The 15,189-nt window shown below is 60.8% G+C and carries 12 protein-coding genes; all 12 read right to left on the bottom strand.

Going from position 1 to position 15,189, the window contains the following annotated elements; translation table 11 throughout:
* Nucleotides 1-6: 6 nt before the first annotated feature.
* Nucleotides 7-918: an AAA family ATPase gene (locus JF535_RS09320; RefSeq protein WP_207001457.1), complete on the bottom strand. Its 912-nt coding sequence runs from the start codon at nt 916-918 to the stop codon at nt 7-9.
* 104 nt (nt 919-1,022) lie between these two features.
* The gene (locus JF535_RS09315) at nt 1,023-2,207 is read right to left on the bottom strand and encodes an O-succinylhomoserine sulfhydrylase (protein WP_207001455.1); all 1,185 of its coding nucleotides are present in this window, start codon (nt 2,205-2,207) and stop codon (nt 1,023-1,025) included.
* A 303-nt stretch (nt 2,208-2,510) separates the two neighbouring features.
* Complete coding sequence (gene purF / locus JF535_RS09310; protein WP_207001453.1) at nt 2,511-3,995, bottom strand: amidophosphoribosyltransferase; 1,485 nt, start codon at nt 3,993-3,995, stop codon at nt 2,511-2,513.
* Between the two features lie 68 nt (nt 3,996-4,063).
* The gene (locus JF535_RS09305) at nt 4,064-4,561 is read right to left on the bottom strand and encodes a CvpA family protein (protein ID WP_066965593.1); all 498 of its coding nucleotides are present in this window, start codon (nt 4,559-4,561) and stop codon (nt 4,064-4,066) included.
* Between the two features lie 130 nt (nt 4,562-4,691).
* Entirely contained in the window at nt 4,692-5,396 is a 705-nt protein-coding gene (locus JF535_RS09300; RefSeq protein ID WP_207001452.1) for an SPOR domain-containing protein, read from the bottom strand.
* On the bottom strand, nt 5,377-6,648 hold the full coding sequence (gene folC, locus JF535_RS09295) for a bifunctional tetrahydrofolate synthase/dihydrofolate synthase (RefSeq protein ID WP_207001450.1): 1,272 nt from the start codon (nt 6,646-6,648) through the stop codon (nt 5,377-5,379). Before folC ends, JF535_RS09300 begins: the two co-directional genes overlap by 20 nt.
* Nucleotides 6,649-6,789: 141 nt before the next feature.
* Nucleotides 6,790-7,644, bottom strand: coding sequence for an acetyl-CoA carboxylase, carboxyltransferase subunit beta (gene accD, locus JF535_RS09290; protein WP_207001447.1), 855 nt, complete (start codon nt 7,642-7,644; stop codon nt 6,790-6,792).
* A 189-nt stretch (nt 7,645-7,833) separates the two neighbouring features.
* The gene (gene trpA / locus JF535_RS09285) at nt 7,834-8,646 is read right to left on the bottom strand and encodes a tryptophan synthase subunit alpha (protein ID WP_207001445.1); all 813 of its coding nucleotides are present in this window, start codon (nt 8,644-8,646) and stop codon (nt 7,834-7,836) included.
* A gap of 11 nt (nt 8,647-8,657) precedes the next feature.
* Entirely contained in the window at nt 8,658-9,878 is a 1,221-nt protein-coding gene (gene trpB / locus JF535_RS09280; protein ID WP_207001443.1) for a tryptophan synthase subunit beta, read from the bottom strand.
* Nucleotides 9,879-9,881: 3 nt separating this feature from the next.
* Complete coding sequence (locus tag JF535_RS09275) at nt 9,882-10,535, bottom strand: phosphoribosylanthranilate isomerase (protein ID WP_207001441.1); 654 nt, start codon at nt 10,533-10,535, stop codon at nt 9,882-9,884.
* A gap of 191 nt (nt 10,536-10,726) precedes the next feature.
* Nucleotides 10,727-11,617 carry a tRNA pseudouridine(38-40) synthase TruA gene (truA, locus tag JF535_RS09270; RefSeq protein ID WP_207001439.1) on the bottom strand — a complete coding sequence of 297 codons (891 nt, stop codon included), beginning with the start codon at nt 11,615-11,617 and terminating at the stop codon, nt 10,727-10,729.
* A 109-nt stretch (nt 11,618-11,726) separates the two neighbouring features.
* Nucleotides 11,727-14,945, bottom strand: coding sequence for a motility hub landmark protein FimV (locus tag JF535_RS09265; protein ID WP_207001437.1), 3,219 nt, complete (start codon nt 14,943-14,945; stop codon nt 11,727-11,729).
* Nucleotides 14,946-15,189 lie beyond the last annotated feature (244 nt).

The raw sequence follows: 15,189 nt of genomic DNA, 5'->3' as shown, positions 1-15,189 counted from the left end.
TCAGTCTCAGGCGGCAATGATGTCCACCTGGTGCATCATGCGCTCCACCAGCTGAGTGCCATCGGTTCCATCACTCTGCAACCGGTGGCCGGCAACCGACGGCAGTACCGCCTGCAGGTCTTCCGGCAGCACGTGGCCGCGGTTGTGGATCAGCGCCCAGGCGCGGGCGGCGTGCAGCAGGGCCAGCGCGCCGCGCGGCGACAGGCCGACACCACACTCGGGGCTCTGGCGGGTATGCAGCACCAGGCGCTCCAAATAGTCGAGCAGCGACTCGGAAGCCTTGACCTGCCCTACCAGTGACTGCAGTTTGCGCAGCCCTTCACCGCTGATACGGGGCTTGAGCTGCGCCAGCTGCGCGCGGGGATCGACGCCCTGAAACAGCGCCCGCTCGGCTTCGCGGGTGGGGTAACCGAGGCTAATGCGCATGAGGAAGCGGTCGAGCTGGGATTCCGGCAGCACGAAAGTGCCGGATTGCTGCAGCGGGTTCTGGGTGGCGATCACAAAGAATGGCTCAGGCAGTGGACGGGTTTCGCCATCAATACTGACCTGGCGCTCCTCCATCGCCTCCAGCAGCGCGCTCTGGGTTTTGGGGGAGCTGCGATTGATTTCATCGGCGAGCAGCAGCTGGCTGAAGACCGGCCCTTCATGGAAACGGAACTGGCCCGACTCGCGCTCGAAGATACTCACGCCGAGGATGTCCGCGGGCAGCATATCGCTGGTGAACTGGACACGCTTGTAACTGAGGCCAAGCACCTGTGCCAGGGCGTGAGCCAGGGTGGTTTTGCCCATACCCGGCAGGTCTTCGATCAACAGATGGCCGCGCGCCAACAGACACGCCAGCGCCAGTTTTACCTGATGCTCTTTACCCAACAGGACTTTGCCGATATCGGCGACAATCGCGGAAATGATTTTTTGCACGGCGAATCCATTACTGCTCGTTTTTTCTTCACTAGCTATCAATGATAGGCCCCGCCTCAGGCTGGGCCATACATCATGTCACATTCCGCGCCATTGTGACGGTTTTATGGGAGCGCAGACAAGCCTCGCGCCAGATCTGCTTTCAGGTCCTCCACGTGTTCCAACCCGACCGAAATCCGGATCAGGTTCTCGGTAATCCCCGCCTTTTGCTTGTCTTCTTCACTCAGGCGGCCGTGAGTAGTGGTCGCCGGGTGCACAATGGTGCTTTTTGCGTCACCCAGGTTGGCGGTCACCGAAAAGATATGGCACGCGTCGATCACCTTCCAGGCGGCCTCGCGCCCACCGGCCACGGTGAAACTGAACACTGCACCAAAACCACTTTGCTGCGCGGCGGCAAGCTGGTGGTTGGGGTGGCTGGGCAGCCCCACATAATTGACCTTCTCCACCTGTGGCTGCTCCTTGAGCCACCAGGCAATATCCAGGGCGCTGGTACAGTGCGCGCGCATACGCAGGTTGAGCGTTTCCAGCCCTTTGAGGAATACCCAGGCATTAAACGGGCTCATGCTCGGGCCACAGGTGCGCAGGAAGATGACCGCTTCATCCATCACTTCCTTTTTGCCCACCAACACACCGCCGACACAGCGCCCCTGGCCATCGAGGAATTTGGTGGCCGAGTGCACCACGATATCCGCACCGAGTTCCAGTGGGCGTTGCAGGGCCGGCGTGCAGAAACAGTTGTCGACCACCAGCTGCGCACCCGCGCTGTGGGCAAGATCGGCCATCGCGCGGATGTCCGCCACTTCGCACAGGGGGTTGGACGGTGTTTCCATAAACAGCAGTTTGGTATCGCCGTCCATCGCGTCTTTCCAGGCCTGGACGTCCGTCAGCTCGACGAACGCAACCTTCACCCCGAACTTGATCATGTAGCGGGTAAACAGCGCGGTGGTGGTACCAAACACACTGCGCGAGCAGACGACCTTGTCGCCGCTTTGCAGCATCGTCATGCACAGGCTGAGAATCGCGGCCATACCGCTGGACGTAGCGACGGCCGCCTCGCCCCCCTCCATCGCGGCGATGCGCTCTTCGAACATACGCACGGTGGGATTGGTGTAACGGGAGTAGACATTGCCGGGGGATTCCCCAGAAAAGCGCGCTGCGGCCTCGGCCGCTGAGGGAAAAACGTAACTGGACGTGGTGTAGATAGGCTCGGCGTGCTCGCCTTCCGCCGACCGGCTCTGGCCTGCCCTTACCGCCAGTGTTTCCAGTGCGTAGCCGTCGTCTTCAAACATGGAGTAACCGTCCCGGGTTAGAAATAGTTGAGCCGGTAATCTTAACCTAAGAAGGCGGTTTTGACAGACCGAAAGCTCCTAGGCACGAATCATGAAGCTTCGTAAATAGCTCGGTGGCGGCACCGCTACCGATTGTTGTTTGCGAGACACGCCGTAAACCCATCCGTGGGGGCTCGGCTGCGGCCGTCCTGGCCGCAGACGGTCTCGCAAACAACAATCGGTATCGACGCTTAAGCATTGGACTAAAAAAAATGGCCCACCATCAGGCGGGCCACTTATAGGGGCAGAAGTCAGGAAAGAAAGTTACAGAGAGCTATCGTTGCCCTTGCCTTTCGCATTGTCATTGCGCGCCGCGTGCAGGCTCTCCAGGTACTCTTGGGTCACATCACCGGTGATGTACTTGCCATCAAATACCGCACAATCAAACTCCTTGATCGCGCTGTTACCGTCGGCGGAGGAAACGATCAGTTCATCGAGATCCTGATAGATCAGCCAGTCTGCACCGATCTCCTCACACACCTCTTCGGTAGTGCGGTTATGAGCCACCAGCTCAGTGGCCGAAGGCATATCAATACCGTACACATTCGGGTACTTCACCGCCGGCGCAGCAGAAGCGAAATACACCTTGTTGGCACCAGCCTCACGGGCCATCTGGATAATCTGCTTGCACGTAGTACCGCGCACAATCGAGTCATCCACCAGCAACACATTCTTGCCGCGGAACTCCAGCTCAATCGGGTTCAGCTTCTGACGCACCGACTTCTTGCGCTGCTTCTGTCCCGGCATGATGAAGGTACGGCCGATATAGCGGTTCTTCACCATACCTTCACGGAACTTCACCCCCAGACGGTGCGCCACCATCTGGCCCGCAGAACGGGAGGAATCGGGGATCGGAATGACCACATCGATATCGTGATCCGGGCGCTCGCGCAGAATTTTTTCCGCGAGGTGCTCGCCCTGGCGCAGACGCGCCTTGTGCACCGATACACCGTCCATGATGGAATCCGGACGGGCAAAATACACATGCTCGAAAATACACGGGCGCAGTTGCGGGTCTTCCGCGCACTGCTCGGAGTGCACGGTACCATCCAGCTCAATATAAATGCATTCCCCCGGCGCCACGTCACGGACCAGGGTGTAACCCAGAACGTCCAGCGCAACGGACTCGGAGGCCACCATATATTCCGTGCCCTTGTCGGTCTCACGCTTGCCGTACACCAGCGGGCGGATGCCGTTGGGGTCGCGGAAGGCAACCACGCCGTAACCGACGATCATGGCCACACAGGCGTAACCGCCGCGCACACGTTTATGTACAGCGCGCATCGCGGTGAAAATGTCTTCGGCCTTGGGCTGCAGCTTGTGCTGCTTGTGCAGCTCGTGGGCAAACACATTCAACAGAACTTCGGAATCGGAGTCGGTGTTGATGTGGCGCAGGTCCTGCTGGAAGATGGCTTCCTTCACGTCATCGACATTGGTGAGGTTGCCATTGTGGGCCATGGCAATGCCGTACGGGGAGTTTACATAGAAGGGCTGGGCCAGTGCCGGGCCGGAGCTGCCGGCGGTGGGGTAGCGCACATGGCCGATACCGAAATTACCCGTAAGACGCTGCATATGGCGCGCGCGAAACACGTCGCGCACCAGGCCATTGGCCTTTTGCTGATTCAGGCGGTCACCATCACAGGTGACGATACCCGCGGCGTCCTGGCCCCGGTGCTGTAACAGGGTAAGCGCATCATACAACTGCAGATTGACGTCACTTTTGCCGACGATTCCAACGATGCCACACATACTTCAGATAACCCCAGTCATTTCGAAATGGTCATGGTGACCCTGCGCCGCGTCCCGCTGCCCAGCGATCAGTCAAGTTGCCCTGCGAAGAAATCCTTGATCGCGCCAGCCGCTTCGCGCGCACGATCTTCAAACTCGAGAAAATGCGGTATCAACGCCGATTCCTGCCACCAGCCATCCTCATTCACCGGCGCCAGCGCCGGGGCGAAGATCAGCAGCGCCATCACGATGATGCCGCCGCGGAACAATCCAAACACCATTCCCAATACCCGGTCCGTACCGGAAAGGCCTGTGGCCTCCACGAACGCAGACAGGGTCATGTTCAGGCCGGCTCCCGCCAGCAGGGTAAAGATGAACAGGATGGAAAAGGCGGCTATGGCCTGCAGTGAAGGCGTATCGACGAGGTTGGAGAGCAGTGGTGCCAGCTGATCGCGAAACATCATCGCCACAACGAATGCCGCCACCCAGGTGAGTAGCGACAGGACTTCGCGCACGAAGCCTCGGCTCAAGCCGATCAGCGTGGAGATGGCGACGATTGCCAGAATGGTCCAGTCAGCCCAGTTCATTCAACCCTACCTGCTACGCGGCGGCTGCCGCGAAGAGCGCGCATTCTAACTTACCGACCGGAGCCCGTGAAGCAGTTCGCCCAATCCCATGCAAAGCAGGAATACTAAGGTGGGCACGAACCCAGTGGTATCAGGCACGGTAGCGCAGAATCAGAGTCTCGGCCTTCAGCAGCTTATCCAGCTTCTGCTTGTCTGACTGAGCGTCCACACGGCTCAACTTGGGACCGACAAACACCCGCACCAGGCGGCCCTTGGGTGTGTCGACGGCCCGGGTGTAAGCGCGAAAGCCCGCATCCATGAGCCTCGCGCGCATGCGCTCGGCACTGGCGGGCTCCCGATAAGCCCCAACCTGAATCACCCAGCCCTCGGGCAGGCCCTTGTCATCCAGCTGGGTTTCTTCCGCGGGCAATTGAACAGATGGGGCGGGTTCGACGGCGGGTTCCGCCTTGGGCTGCGGCTTGGCGGCTGCCACTGAGGGCGACGGCGTCGCCTGATCAGCTGCCGATGCAACCGTTTCCGGTACGGGCGCTGGTGCCGTCTGCTCCACGAACTCCGGCTGGAACACCTCGTCGACCGGCGGAGCTGGCTCGATATCCTCCACCGGGCTGGGTTCGGCAATCGCGATGGGCTTGATATCCGGTGCCTGAGGAATCTGACTGGTCACGTCGATATAGCGCGCGCCCTCCCGATCAAACAGGCTCGGCAGGAATATCACCGCCAGCGCGGCCAACACCAGCGCACCGACAATACGCTGCTTGACCCCGTCGTTCAGCCGGCGGGAAGCGCGTGGGTTTTTCGAGGCGTAAGCGTCAGTATCACTGTCCCGGCTGGCCATCGTGTTGCTCTCTTGTAAGCTGCAGTACTGCTGCAACGGTAAAGAAAGAACCGAATACAAGCAACCTGTCGCTCGCCCCCAACTGCCCCAGGGCCCGCTCCAGCTGCGCGGCCACCGGCACAACGGGCCCTGCAACCTGTTCTTCGGGCACCTCGGCGGCATGCAATCCCGCCACAAGCTGCTCGACGTCTGCCGCACGAGGGTTATCCGGCAACAGCGCCGGATACCACCGGTCAACAACCGGCTTGAGGGGCGCCGCGAGCCCCGCCAGGTCTTTATCTGCCATCACCGCTACCAGTGCATGGGTGTGTCCCGCCACCGGATGGCGTGCCAGCCAGTCCGCCAGGTATTCCGCGGCCGCCGGGTTATGCCCCACGTCCAGCAGCAGATCGTGGCCCCGCCAGTGAATCTGCTGACAGCGCCCGGGCATCTGCAGCCCCTTGAGAATTTCGCAGACAGACTCCACCCCGGGCAGAGCCCCCGCCAGGGCCAGTGCCGTTACCGCCGCCGCCACACTGGCCGGGGGCAACTGCAGTTCGGGCATGCCAAATACCAGCCGCGGCTCGGCATCCAGGCGATACTCGCCATCGTGCAGGGAAAAATCCCGGTCAATAAAGTAACTGTCACAACCGAGCTTGCCGGACACATCGATGACCGACGCCGGCGGCCGGGGATCCGCACACACGAACGTCTTGCCCGCGCGCAAAATGCCCGCCTTCTCGCGACCGATCACTTCCCGGTCACTGCCCAGCCAGGCCTCGTGGTCCACCGCCACGCTGGTGATCATGGCGATATCCGGATCCACGATATTGACCGCATCCAGGCGTCCACCCAGGCCCACCTCCAGCAGCGCAAACTCCACGTCCGCCTGTTTGAACAGCCAGAATGCCGCCAGTGTGGTGAACTCGAAATAAGTCAGGCTGATCCCGCCCCGCGCCTGCTCCACCGCCTCGAACGCACGCACAAGCAGCGCGTCATCCACCTCCGCCCCATCAATCCGGATGCGCTCATTGAAACGCAGCAAGTGCGGAGAGCTATACGCCCCCACCGAGTGATCTCCGGCACACAGCAGCGCCTCCATGGTGCGCACACAACTGCCTTTGCCGTTGGTGCCCGCCACGGTCACGATGCGCCGCGCAGGTGTGCGCACATCGAGGACATCGGCTACGGAAGCCACCCGCTCCAGGCCGAGTTCGATTTCTGTGGGGTGTAACTGCTCCAGACGGGAGAGCCAGGACTGAAGATCACGCATGAAGTCACCGCCGATTAATCAGGTGAGGGAAATTTTAGTCGTGAACAAAAAGAAGGGGAACAAAGAGGTGCGGACGCATGCGAGCAGAATGCAGCCCCACCACAGGAACATGGCGGGGCTACAGAGTGCATCAGGAGAGTATTAGTTGTTGGACAGTTTGCCCAACAGGCGCCCAACCGTATTCCGCATATCCTTGCGCGGAATGATCATATCGATAGCGCCGTGCTCCAGCAGGAACTCCGCACGCTGGAAACCTTTTGGCAGCTTCTGGCGAATGGTCTGCTCGATAATATTCGGGCCGGCAAATCCGGCACGCGCGCCCGGCTCTGCCGCGTTGATATCGCCCAGCAACGCCAGCGACGCAGAAACCCCACCGTACACCGGATCTGTCATGATCGAGATATAAGGCACACCGGCCATGCGCATCTTCTCCAGCACCGCAGAAGTCTTTGCCATCTGCATAAGCGAGATCAGTGCTTCCTGCATGCGCGCACCGCCGGTGGCGGAGAAGCACACCAGGGGAATGCGCTCTTCCAACGCGCGCTGCGCGGCACGGGTGAACTTTTCACCCACCACGTAGCCCATGGAGCCACCGTGGAACGCGAACTCAAACGCTACAGCCACCACCGGCTTGCCTTCCAGCAGGCCCTGCATGGCCACCAGGGCATCTTTTTCGCCGGTGGCCTTCTGCGCCTGGGTGAGGCGATCCTTGTATTTCTTTACATCTTTGAACTTGAGGCGGTCAACCGGCTCCACATCGGTGGCCAGTTCTTCGCGGTGCTCCGTATCCAGGAACATATCCAGCCGGCGACGGGCACCGATGCGGAAATGGTGCTCACACTTGGGGCACACATCCAGATTGCGTTCCAGCTCGGGCAAGTAGAGGGTGGAATCGCACTTCACGCACTTTTTCCACACCCCTTCCGGTACCTTGCTGGAACCGGCGCGACGCTCGGTGCGAATCACCGAGGGGACAATTTTTTCTAACCAGCTCATTCTGTTTCCAAAATCCGATAATCTGAGGCTTGCTTGAGTCTTCACCTGCCGGGTCACTACCCGCTACCTGGGAGCCAAGGGTATATGACCAGCAATTCTAAAACCGCGAATTAAACCACTTTCAAAAACATTGCTCTTGGCCAGATAAGCCGCAAAATCAGGCGTTCTGGCCAAACGCCCGATGCCCCGTCAGCTATCCAGCGCGCTGCGCATTTCAGACACCAGGGTGCCAATGCGATCTTTCGCGGCAGCGCCATCATTGGACTCGGCGACCGCCGAGACCAGCACACTGCCCACCACCGCACCATCGCCATCGGCACTCACCGCTTTGGCGGAAGCGCCATCCTTGATGCCAAAACCCACGCACAGCGGCAGTTCGGTGTAACGACGGATGCGCGCCAGGTTTTCGCGGACCGAATCCAGGTCGAGATTTCCAGCGCCGGTGACCCCTTTCAGGGATACATAGTAGACAAAGCCACTGGCCAACTCGGTAATCTGCCGGATTCGCTCGTCACTGGTGGTGGGAGTCAGCAGGAAGATGTTGCGCAGATTCCGCGCATTCAACAGTTCACTCAGCGGGCCCGCCTCCTCTGCCGGCAAATCGACCGTCAGCGCACCATCGGCACCCGCCTCTTTCAGATTATCGGCAAAGACCTCGGCGCCCATTTTTTCGATGGGGTTGGCGTAGCCCATCAGGATCACCGGGGTATCGGCATCCTGGCTGCGAAACTCTTTCACCATTGCCAGGCATTTGCGCAGGGAACACTTGTTTGCCAGCGCGCGCTCATGTCCTTTCTGAATCACCGGGCCCTCGGCCATGGGATCCGAAAACGGCACCCCCAGCTCGATCAGGTCGGAGCCACTGGCCACCAGCTGGTGCATCAGGCCCACGGTATTTTCCAGGCCGCCGTCGCCGGCAACGATGTAGGTTACCAGAGCCTTGCGCCCCTCACTGCGCAGCTCGGCTAAGCGGCGATCAATTCTATTCTGTGCTTCGGTCACCGTGTCTCTCCCTACACTTCAATGCCGTCGATGGCGGCCACAGTGAATATATCTTTATCGCCGCGACCGGAAAGGTTCACGACAATGTTCTGGTCCGGTGCCATGGTTGCCGCCAGCTTCATGGCATAGGCGACCGCATGACTGGATTCCAGCGCCGGAATAATGCCCTCAGCGCGCGTCAGGGTGCGGAAAGCGGTCAGCGCCTCCTGGTCATTGGCGGTGACATAGTCCACGCGACCGATATCGTGCAACCAGGCGTGCTCGGGGCCCACCCCCGGATAATCCAGGCCCGCGGATACGGAATGGGTCTCGATAATCTGGCCGTCTTCGTCTTCCATCAGATAGGTGCGGTTGCCGTGCAGCACACCCGGCACACCGTCGTTCAGCGGAGCGGCGTGGCGCCCGGTTTCAAGCCCGTCGCCGCCGGCCTCGACGCCGTACATTTTCACCGAGGCATCACCGAGGAATGCGTGGAACAGGCCGATGGCATTGGAGCCGCCACCCACGCAGGCCACCAGCGCATCCGGCAGCTGCCCAAACTGCTCCTGGCTCTGGCGGCGCGCCTCGCGGCCAATGATCGAGTTGAAGTCACGCACCAGCTGCGGGTACGGGTGCGGGCCGGCAACGGTGCCGATGATGTAAAAGGTGTCGTCTACGTTGGTGACCCAGTCGCGCATGGCTTCGTTCATGGCGTCTTTCAGGGTCTTGGACCCGGACTCCACCGGGATCACTTCCGCACCCAGTAGTTTCATCCGGTACACGTTGGGCGACTGGCGCTTAACATCCTCCGCCCCCATGTACACAGCACACTCCAAGCCCAGGCGCGCAGCCACGGTCGCCGTGGCCACACCGTGCTGGCCGGCGCCGGTCTCGGCGATCACCCGGCGCTTGCCGCTGTGCTTGGCCAAAAGCGCTTGCCCCACGGTGTTATTCACCTTGTGCGCACCGGTGTGATTGAGGTCCTCACGCTTGAGCCAGATGCGTGCACCGCCCGCTTCCGCCGTTAACCGCTCCGCCAGGTACAGCGGGGATGGACGCCCGACATAGTGCGCCAGGTCATAATCAAAGGCAGCCTGAAACTCCGGGTCGTTTTTCAGGCGCTGGTACATTTCCTGTAATTCATCCAGGGCGCTGATCAGTGTTTCCGATACGAAGCGTCCACCGAATTCGCCAAAGTGCCCACGATCGTCGGGAAAGGCAGCGTAATCAATGGGGGATGTGGGTTTACTCACAGCTCAAACTCCTTGGGTCAATTCTGTAGGACTGGCGCCACTGGGCGCAGCGGCGCGTACGGCGCGGATAAATTCGCGGACTTTTACGGCATCTTTGCGGCCGGGGGCAGCTTCCACGCCACCGCTGACGTCTACCGCGTCGGGTTGCGCCTCGGCAATCGCTGCGGCCACATTGTGCGGGTTGAGCCCACCGGCGAGGATGATCTGGCGCTCACTGGCTTGCGGCACCCGCTGCCAGTCAAAAGTATCGCCAGTACCGCCGGGAACCCCCTTGCGGTAGGCATCCAGCAAAATACCGCGGGCATCCGGAAAAGCGGCCATGGCATCCAGCGGATTCAACCCGGGCTTCATCCGCAAAGCCTTGATGTAGGGACGGCGAAACTGGCGGCAGTAAGGGGCATTTTCACCGCCGTGAAACTGCAGCAGATTGAGCGGCACCAGGTCCAGCACCGCTTCGACCTGTTGTGGATGGGCATCCACGAAAAGACCGGTGAGCACGACAAACGGCGATACCGCGCGCGCAATTTCTGCCGCCTGCTCGGGGGTGACATTGCGCGGGCTTGGCGGATAAAACACCAGGCCGAGGGCATCGGCACCGGCTTCCACAGCCAAGCGAGCATCTTCAACACTGGTGATTCCGCAAATCTTTACGCGCATGATCCATATACCGCCGAGACTGCCAAACAGATCTGCCCCGAAACCCACCTGACCCGGAAAAGGCACCGCTCCTCGGACAATCATCAGAAAAATGCCGTAAGCGCGGTCAGCAGAGAAATTTCGGAGAGCAGGCGATACTAGCAGATCAGGGGATTTGACGAAACGCAGACATCACCAGTGGCCCACTATCGTCAGGTGGAGTCCCGGCCAATGGTGCCCAACGGCCGGGGCACCAGCAACGGACCCGGCGCCCGCTTGGGCAGGGTGAAGGCATCCGGATACTGTACATCCACCAGATACAACCCATGGGGCGGCGCCGTCACACCCGCAGCGGTTCGATCCCGCGCTGCAAGCACCTCGCGCACCCATTCCGGCGCACGGTCACCGCGCCCCACGGCCATCAGCACTCCGGCAATGTTACGCACCATGTGATGCAGGAACGCGGTCGCACTGACCTCGAGCACAATCAGCTCGCCCACTCGACCGATATCCAGCCGGGTGAGCCGTCGTACCGGCGAGCGCGCCTGGCACTGGGCCGCACGGAAACTGCTGAAATCGTGCTCACCAATGAGGTGCTGCGCGCCCTCGCGCATGGCCGCCAGATCCTGGGTGCGCTCGGTCCAGGTGACTTCGGTGGCGGCCTGGGCCGTGCGTGTCGGCGCACTGTGGATCAGGTAGCGATAGGTCCGGTTGCGCGCAGAAAAACGCGCATGGAACTGCGCTGGCACTTCCTGCGCCCAGTGCACCCGCACATCAAATGGCATCTGGGTGTTCACGCCCTGTATCCAGGCCTTGGTGGGGCGCTGGGCACGGGTGTCAAAATGCACCACCTGACCGGTGGCGTGTACCCCGGCATCGGTGCGCCCGGCGCACACCAGAGTTACCGGCTCCGCGGCCACGGTGGAAATGGCCTTTTCCAGGGTTTCCTGCACCGTCAGTGGGTCATGTTTCTGCTTCTGAAAACCGCGCAGGCGGGTACCGCAGTACTCCACACCAAGCGCAATTCGCCGCAGCCCCTCGGGCAAACTCTCTCCCGGGGGGACTTCACCGTTTGGCTTGTACTGATAAGTTGTGCTGGTCATGCGCAGGAATTTTACACCTCGATCAAAAAAGAGCGATCCCCATAAAAGAAAGACCCCGCACAAGGCGGGGTCAAAGTGTTGTCGCTGTAGATAGCGTGGAAAATCGGTATCAGCTCATGCGTTCCAGCATGTCTTTGGCGCGCTGCTGGTGCTCGCCCGCCGCTTCTTCGACGACTTCACCCAGGATTTCGCGAGCGCCTTCTTTATCGCCCATATCCAGGTAAGCCTGTGCCAGCTCGAGCTTGGTGCTGACTTCATCGCTGCCTTCCAGCAGGTTCAACTCCGAGTCCAGATCGCTCTCCAGGTTGAAACTCAGGTCACTGAGTTCCGCCTCTTCGGTAGCAGGCTGGGTACCAGACTGCGCCGGCTGCGCAACAGATTCTTCGGCAACCGCAATATCCAGGTCGCCGTCCAGCTCACTCTCCAGCTCAAATTCGGCTGACGAGGGGTCGGCCTGACTGGACGCGCCAGAGGACAGGTCATCACCGTCCAGGTCCAGATCACCCAAATCGATGGAATCCAGATCCAGGCTGCCCAGGTCGTCACCGAAACTATCCAGGTCATCGAGGGACTCTGCACTCTGCGCGTCGCCGCCCGGCTCACCCAGAGCCACCTCGCCCTCCATCGGCGTGAGGTCCAGGTCAAACTCCAGACCACCCTCTTCCACCGCCTGCGCAGTAGCGCTCTGGGCGGTCACATCGATGGAGGCAGACTGCCCCAGCGCGCCTGAAGCGGCTTCCGCTACCGGCTCACTCGCAGAGTCGACATTGAAATCAGAATCCAGGTCCAGGCTGTCGAGGCTATCAAGGTCCAGCTCACCGTCTGCAACCAGGTCATCAAGATCAAAATTGTCTGCACTGCCTGAGTCCGTCGCGTCCAGCGCTGGCTCTTCCGCACCGCCGGCCAGGTCCAGATCAAAAGAGATTTCCTCTTCGGCGCCAGCGGCGGGCGTCTCGTCCAGAGACAGATCGCCGTCGAGGCTATCACCCAGGTCATCACCCAGATCATCGCCGAGGTCGAGATCCAAAGAGAACTCTTCCTCCGAGCCGCCAGCTTCTGCCGTGTTGCGGTCATCGTCCAGGTCCAGGGACAGGTCGTCCAGCAGGCCAAAATCGTCGTCACTGGCGGACTCGGACGTGGCAGCACTGGTGTTGCTACCCGAGAACTCATCCAGATCGTCGAAGCTCGCGGTGGCATCGAAATCCGCGCCCATATCATCGAGCTGTGCAGCTTCCAGGGATTCACTGGAGAAATCATTGTCCGGCGCACTGAAGGCCCCGATACCGGCAATGGTTTCACGCAGGCGCGCCGCGCGGTCTGCCGCCGGGCCATCGCTGTAGCCCAGCAACTGACGGTAATGCGCATCAAACTGCTCGCCGTTTTGCTGGTTTGCATACACTTCCAGCAACATCAGGCGCGCATCGATATTTTCCGGAGCCGCCTTCAGGCCCGCCAGCAACTTTGCCTCGGCCTCCTGATACTGGTCCAGCGAGAGGTGAATCTCGGCTTCGGCCACCGGATCGTCGGTTTCCACTTCCCCCAGCTGATCCAGATCGAAGGTCTCATTGGCCTCCATCTCTTCAACTGCGGTGAGGTTATCCTCTTCATCTGCCAGTTGCGGCGCATCCGCGAGGGCGCGCTCGGCCGCCATTTCGGCCTCTACCTGGCGGATAGCTTCCTCTTCTTCCTTGCGGCGACGCCAGCTCATGAAGCCAAACAGGCCCACCAGCAGGGCTCCCGCACCAATACCAATCGGCACGATGTTGTCCATGACGCGCTCGACCAGCGTGGGCTCTGGGCGGGTCTGCACCACCACGCGGTTGCGTGAAGCGTCCTCCTCAACCTCAGGTTCCGACTCAGTCACTGCGGCAGGTGCAACTTCAGCAACCGGCTCCGCCTCCACACTCTCTTCTGCGGATACACCGCTCTGGGTTTCTTCGCCAGACAATGTAACCGGCTCTTCCCCGAGCTCCTCGTCCAGCGAGGCTTCGTCGGCAAAAACGCTCTCGTCAACGGCTGTTTCCGTCGCATCGGCAGTCTGCTCAGCGGCCGCCTGCACCGCCTGCAGCTCTTCATTGGACACCTCAACGAGGCGCTCCATGGTATCGATCTGCTCGTTCAGCTCGCCCAAACGGTCCTGCAGCTCCGCATTTTCCAGGCGGGATTTGTCGAGTTCTTCCTCGGTTACCGCCAGCTCGCCTTCGAGCAACTCGCTGTCACCGGTACCACTGCCGGAGCCCGACAGCACGGATTCGTTGTCTCCAGGTGCCGCGAGGGACACGCGCCCTTCGACGGTATCGCTGGCAACGGTTTCTTCCACGGTTGCGCGGCCATCCAGCGGTGCCCCGGTTACGTCGGCTTCGGTCGCCCCGATGCGCTCGCGCCACGCATCATTCTGCGTAGCCACCTGCGAGACCGCCTCGGTCAGGGACAGGTTGCGCACTTCATCTGCGGTTGGCAGACGCAGTACCGCGCCCTTCTTCAGCAGGTTGATATTGTTGTTGATGAACGCCTCGGGGTTGAGGCGCTGAATCGCCAGCATGGTCTGCTGTACGGAAACATCGCGGGTTTCGCGGCTGTCGCGGGCGATTTCCCACAGTGTCTTGTTGGCTTCTACCGGACCGTAAACACGGCTGCCACTGTCGGCAACCGTCTCGCGCTGCAGTTCAACCGGCTCTTCTGCGGGCGCCTCGTACACCGTTTCCTGAGGCTCGGAGACTGGCGTCTCTTCCGGCGCCTGCTCCGGCATCGGTTCTGGAAGCTCGTCCGCCACCTCGACCGCTGGTGACTCCGGCGCCTGTACCGGAGCCTGCACGGGCTCAGGTGCACGCTGAACGGTAGGCTGCAGTGGCTGTTGCACGGGCGCATCGCGGCGTACCTGCTGGCGTTCACGCTCGGCAGCGCGCACCGGCTGGGATGCGGTATTGGTGGAGAAGGCGGGCAGATCCATCAGCAGGGTATATTCCCGCAGCAATCGGCCGCTGGGCCAGCGGGTCTCTACCAGGAAATTCAGGAAAGGTTCGCGAATCGGATTGCGGCTGGAGATCCGGACAACGGGTTTGCCGCTGGAATAGTCCACGTCAAAGCGCAAGTCGTCGAGAAGGTAGGCACGGTCTACGCCCGCGCGCTCGAAGTCCTCGGTGCTGGCCAAACGGACCTTGATTTCACTTTCGCCAAGGCCGCGAGTCTGCAGCAGATTGATTTCCGCATTGAGAGGTTGGTTCAGGGTGGAGTTCAGTTTGATCTCCCCCAGACCGAGCGCCAGAGCCCCATTGCCACCCAGTGCGCTGACCAGTCCTACCGCTAGTGCCAGCTTTTGCACACGCATATCCGATTCCCTTTATTGTTAGAATCACACCAGCACCTGCAAACAAACGCCCAATGGGCTTACAGGTGCCGGGGTTGTGCAGCCATCAACCTGCACAGTAATTGTTCAAAAGAACCAGTGCTCAGACACCAGGCTCCACTCTCCAGCGATACTTCCTCGCGAAAGAACCGCTCCCCGAAAAAGACTAGGCCCTTCCGATTCCTGCCTACTTTGCCTGCCACTGCCCCCCAGGCAATGGCACCGC

Source organism: Microbulbifer salipaludis (genome assembly GCF_017303155.1).
GTDB lineage: Bacteria > Pseudomonadota > Gammaproteobacteria > Pseudomonadales > Cellvibrionaceae > Microbulbifer > Microbulbifer salipaludis.
This window is presented reverse-complemented; position numbering and strand designations above follow the sequence as displayed.

Excerpts from the sequence above, each read along its gene's own strand:
- JF535_RS09315 (WP_207001455.1), bottom strand. The coding sequence starts at position 2,207 with ATGTTTGAAGACGACGGCTACGCACTGGAAACACTGGCGGTAAGGGCA.
- purF (WP_207001453.1), bottom strand. The coding sequence starts at position 3,995 with ATGTGTGGCATCGTTGGAATCGTCGGCAAAAGTGACGTCAATCTGCAG.
- JF535_RS09305 (WP_066965593.1), bottom strand. The coding sequence starts at position 4,561 with ATGAACTGGGCTGACTGGACCATTCTGGCAATCGTCGCCATCTCCACG.
- JF535_RS09300 (WP_207001452.1), bottom strand. The coding sequence starts at position 5,396 with ATGGCCAGCCGGGACAGTGATACTGACGCTTACGCCTCGAAAAACCCA.
- folC (WP_207001450.1), bottom strand. The coding sequence starts at position 6,648 with ATGCGTGATCTTCAGTCCTGGCTCTCCCGTCTGGAGCAGTTACACCCC.
- accD (WP_207001447.1), bottom strand. The coding sequence starts at position 7,644 with ATGAGCTGGTTAGAAAAAATTGTCCCCTCGGTGATTCGCACCGAGCGT.
- JF535_RS09275 (WP_207001441.1), bottom strand. The coding sequence starts at position 10,535 with ATGCGCGTAAAGATTTGCGGAATCACCAGTGTTGAAGATGCTCGCTTG.
- truA (WP_207001439.1), bottom strand. The coding sequence starts at position 11,617 with ATGACCAGCACAACTTATCAGTACAAGCCAAACGGTGAAGTCCCCCCG.
- JF535_RS09265 (WP_207001437.1), bottom strand. The coding sequence starts at position 14,945 with ATGCGTGTGCAAAAGCTGGCACTAGCGGTAGGACTGGTCAGCGCACTG.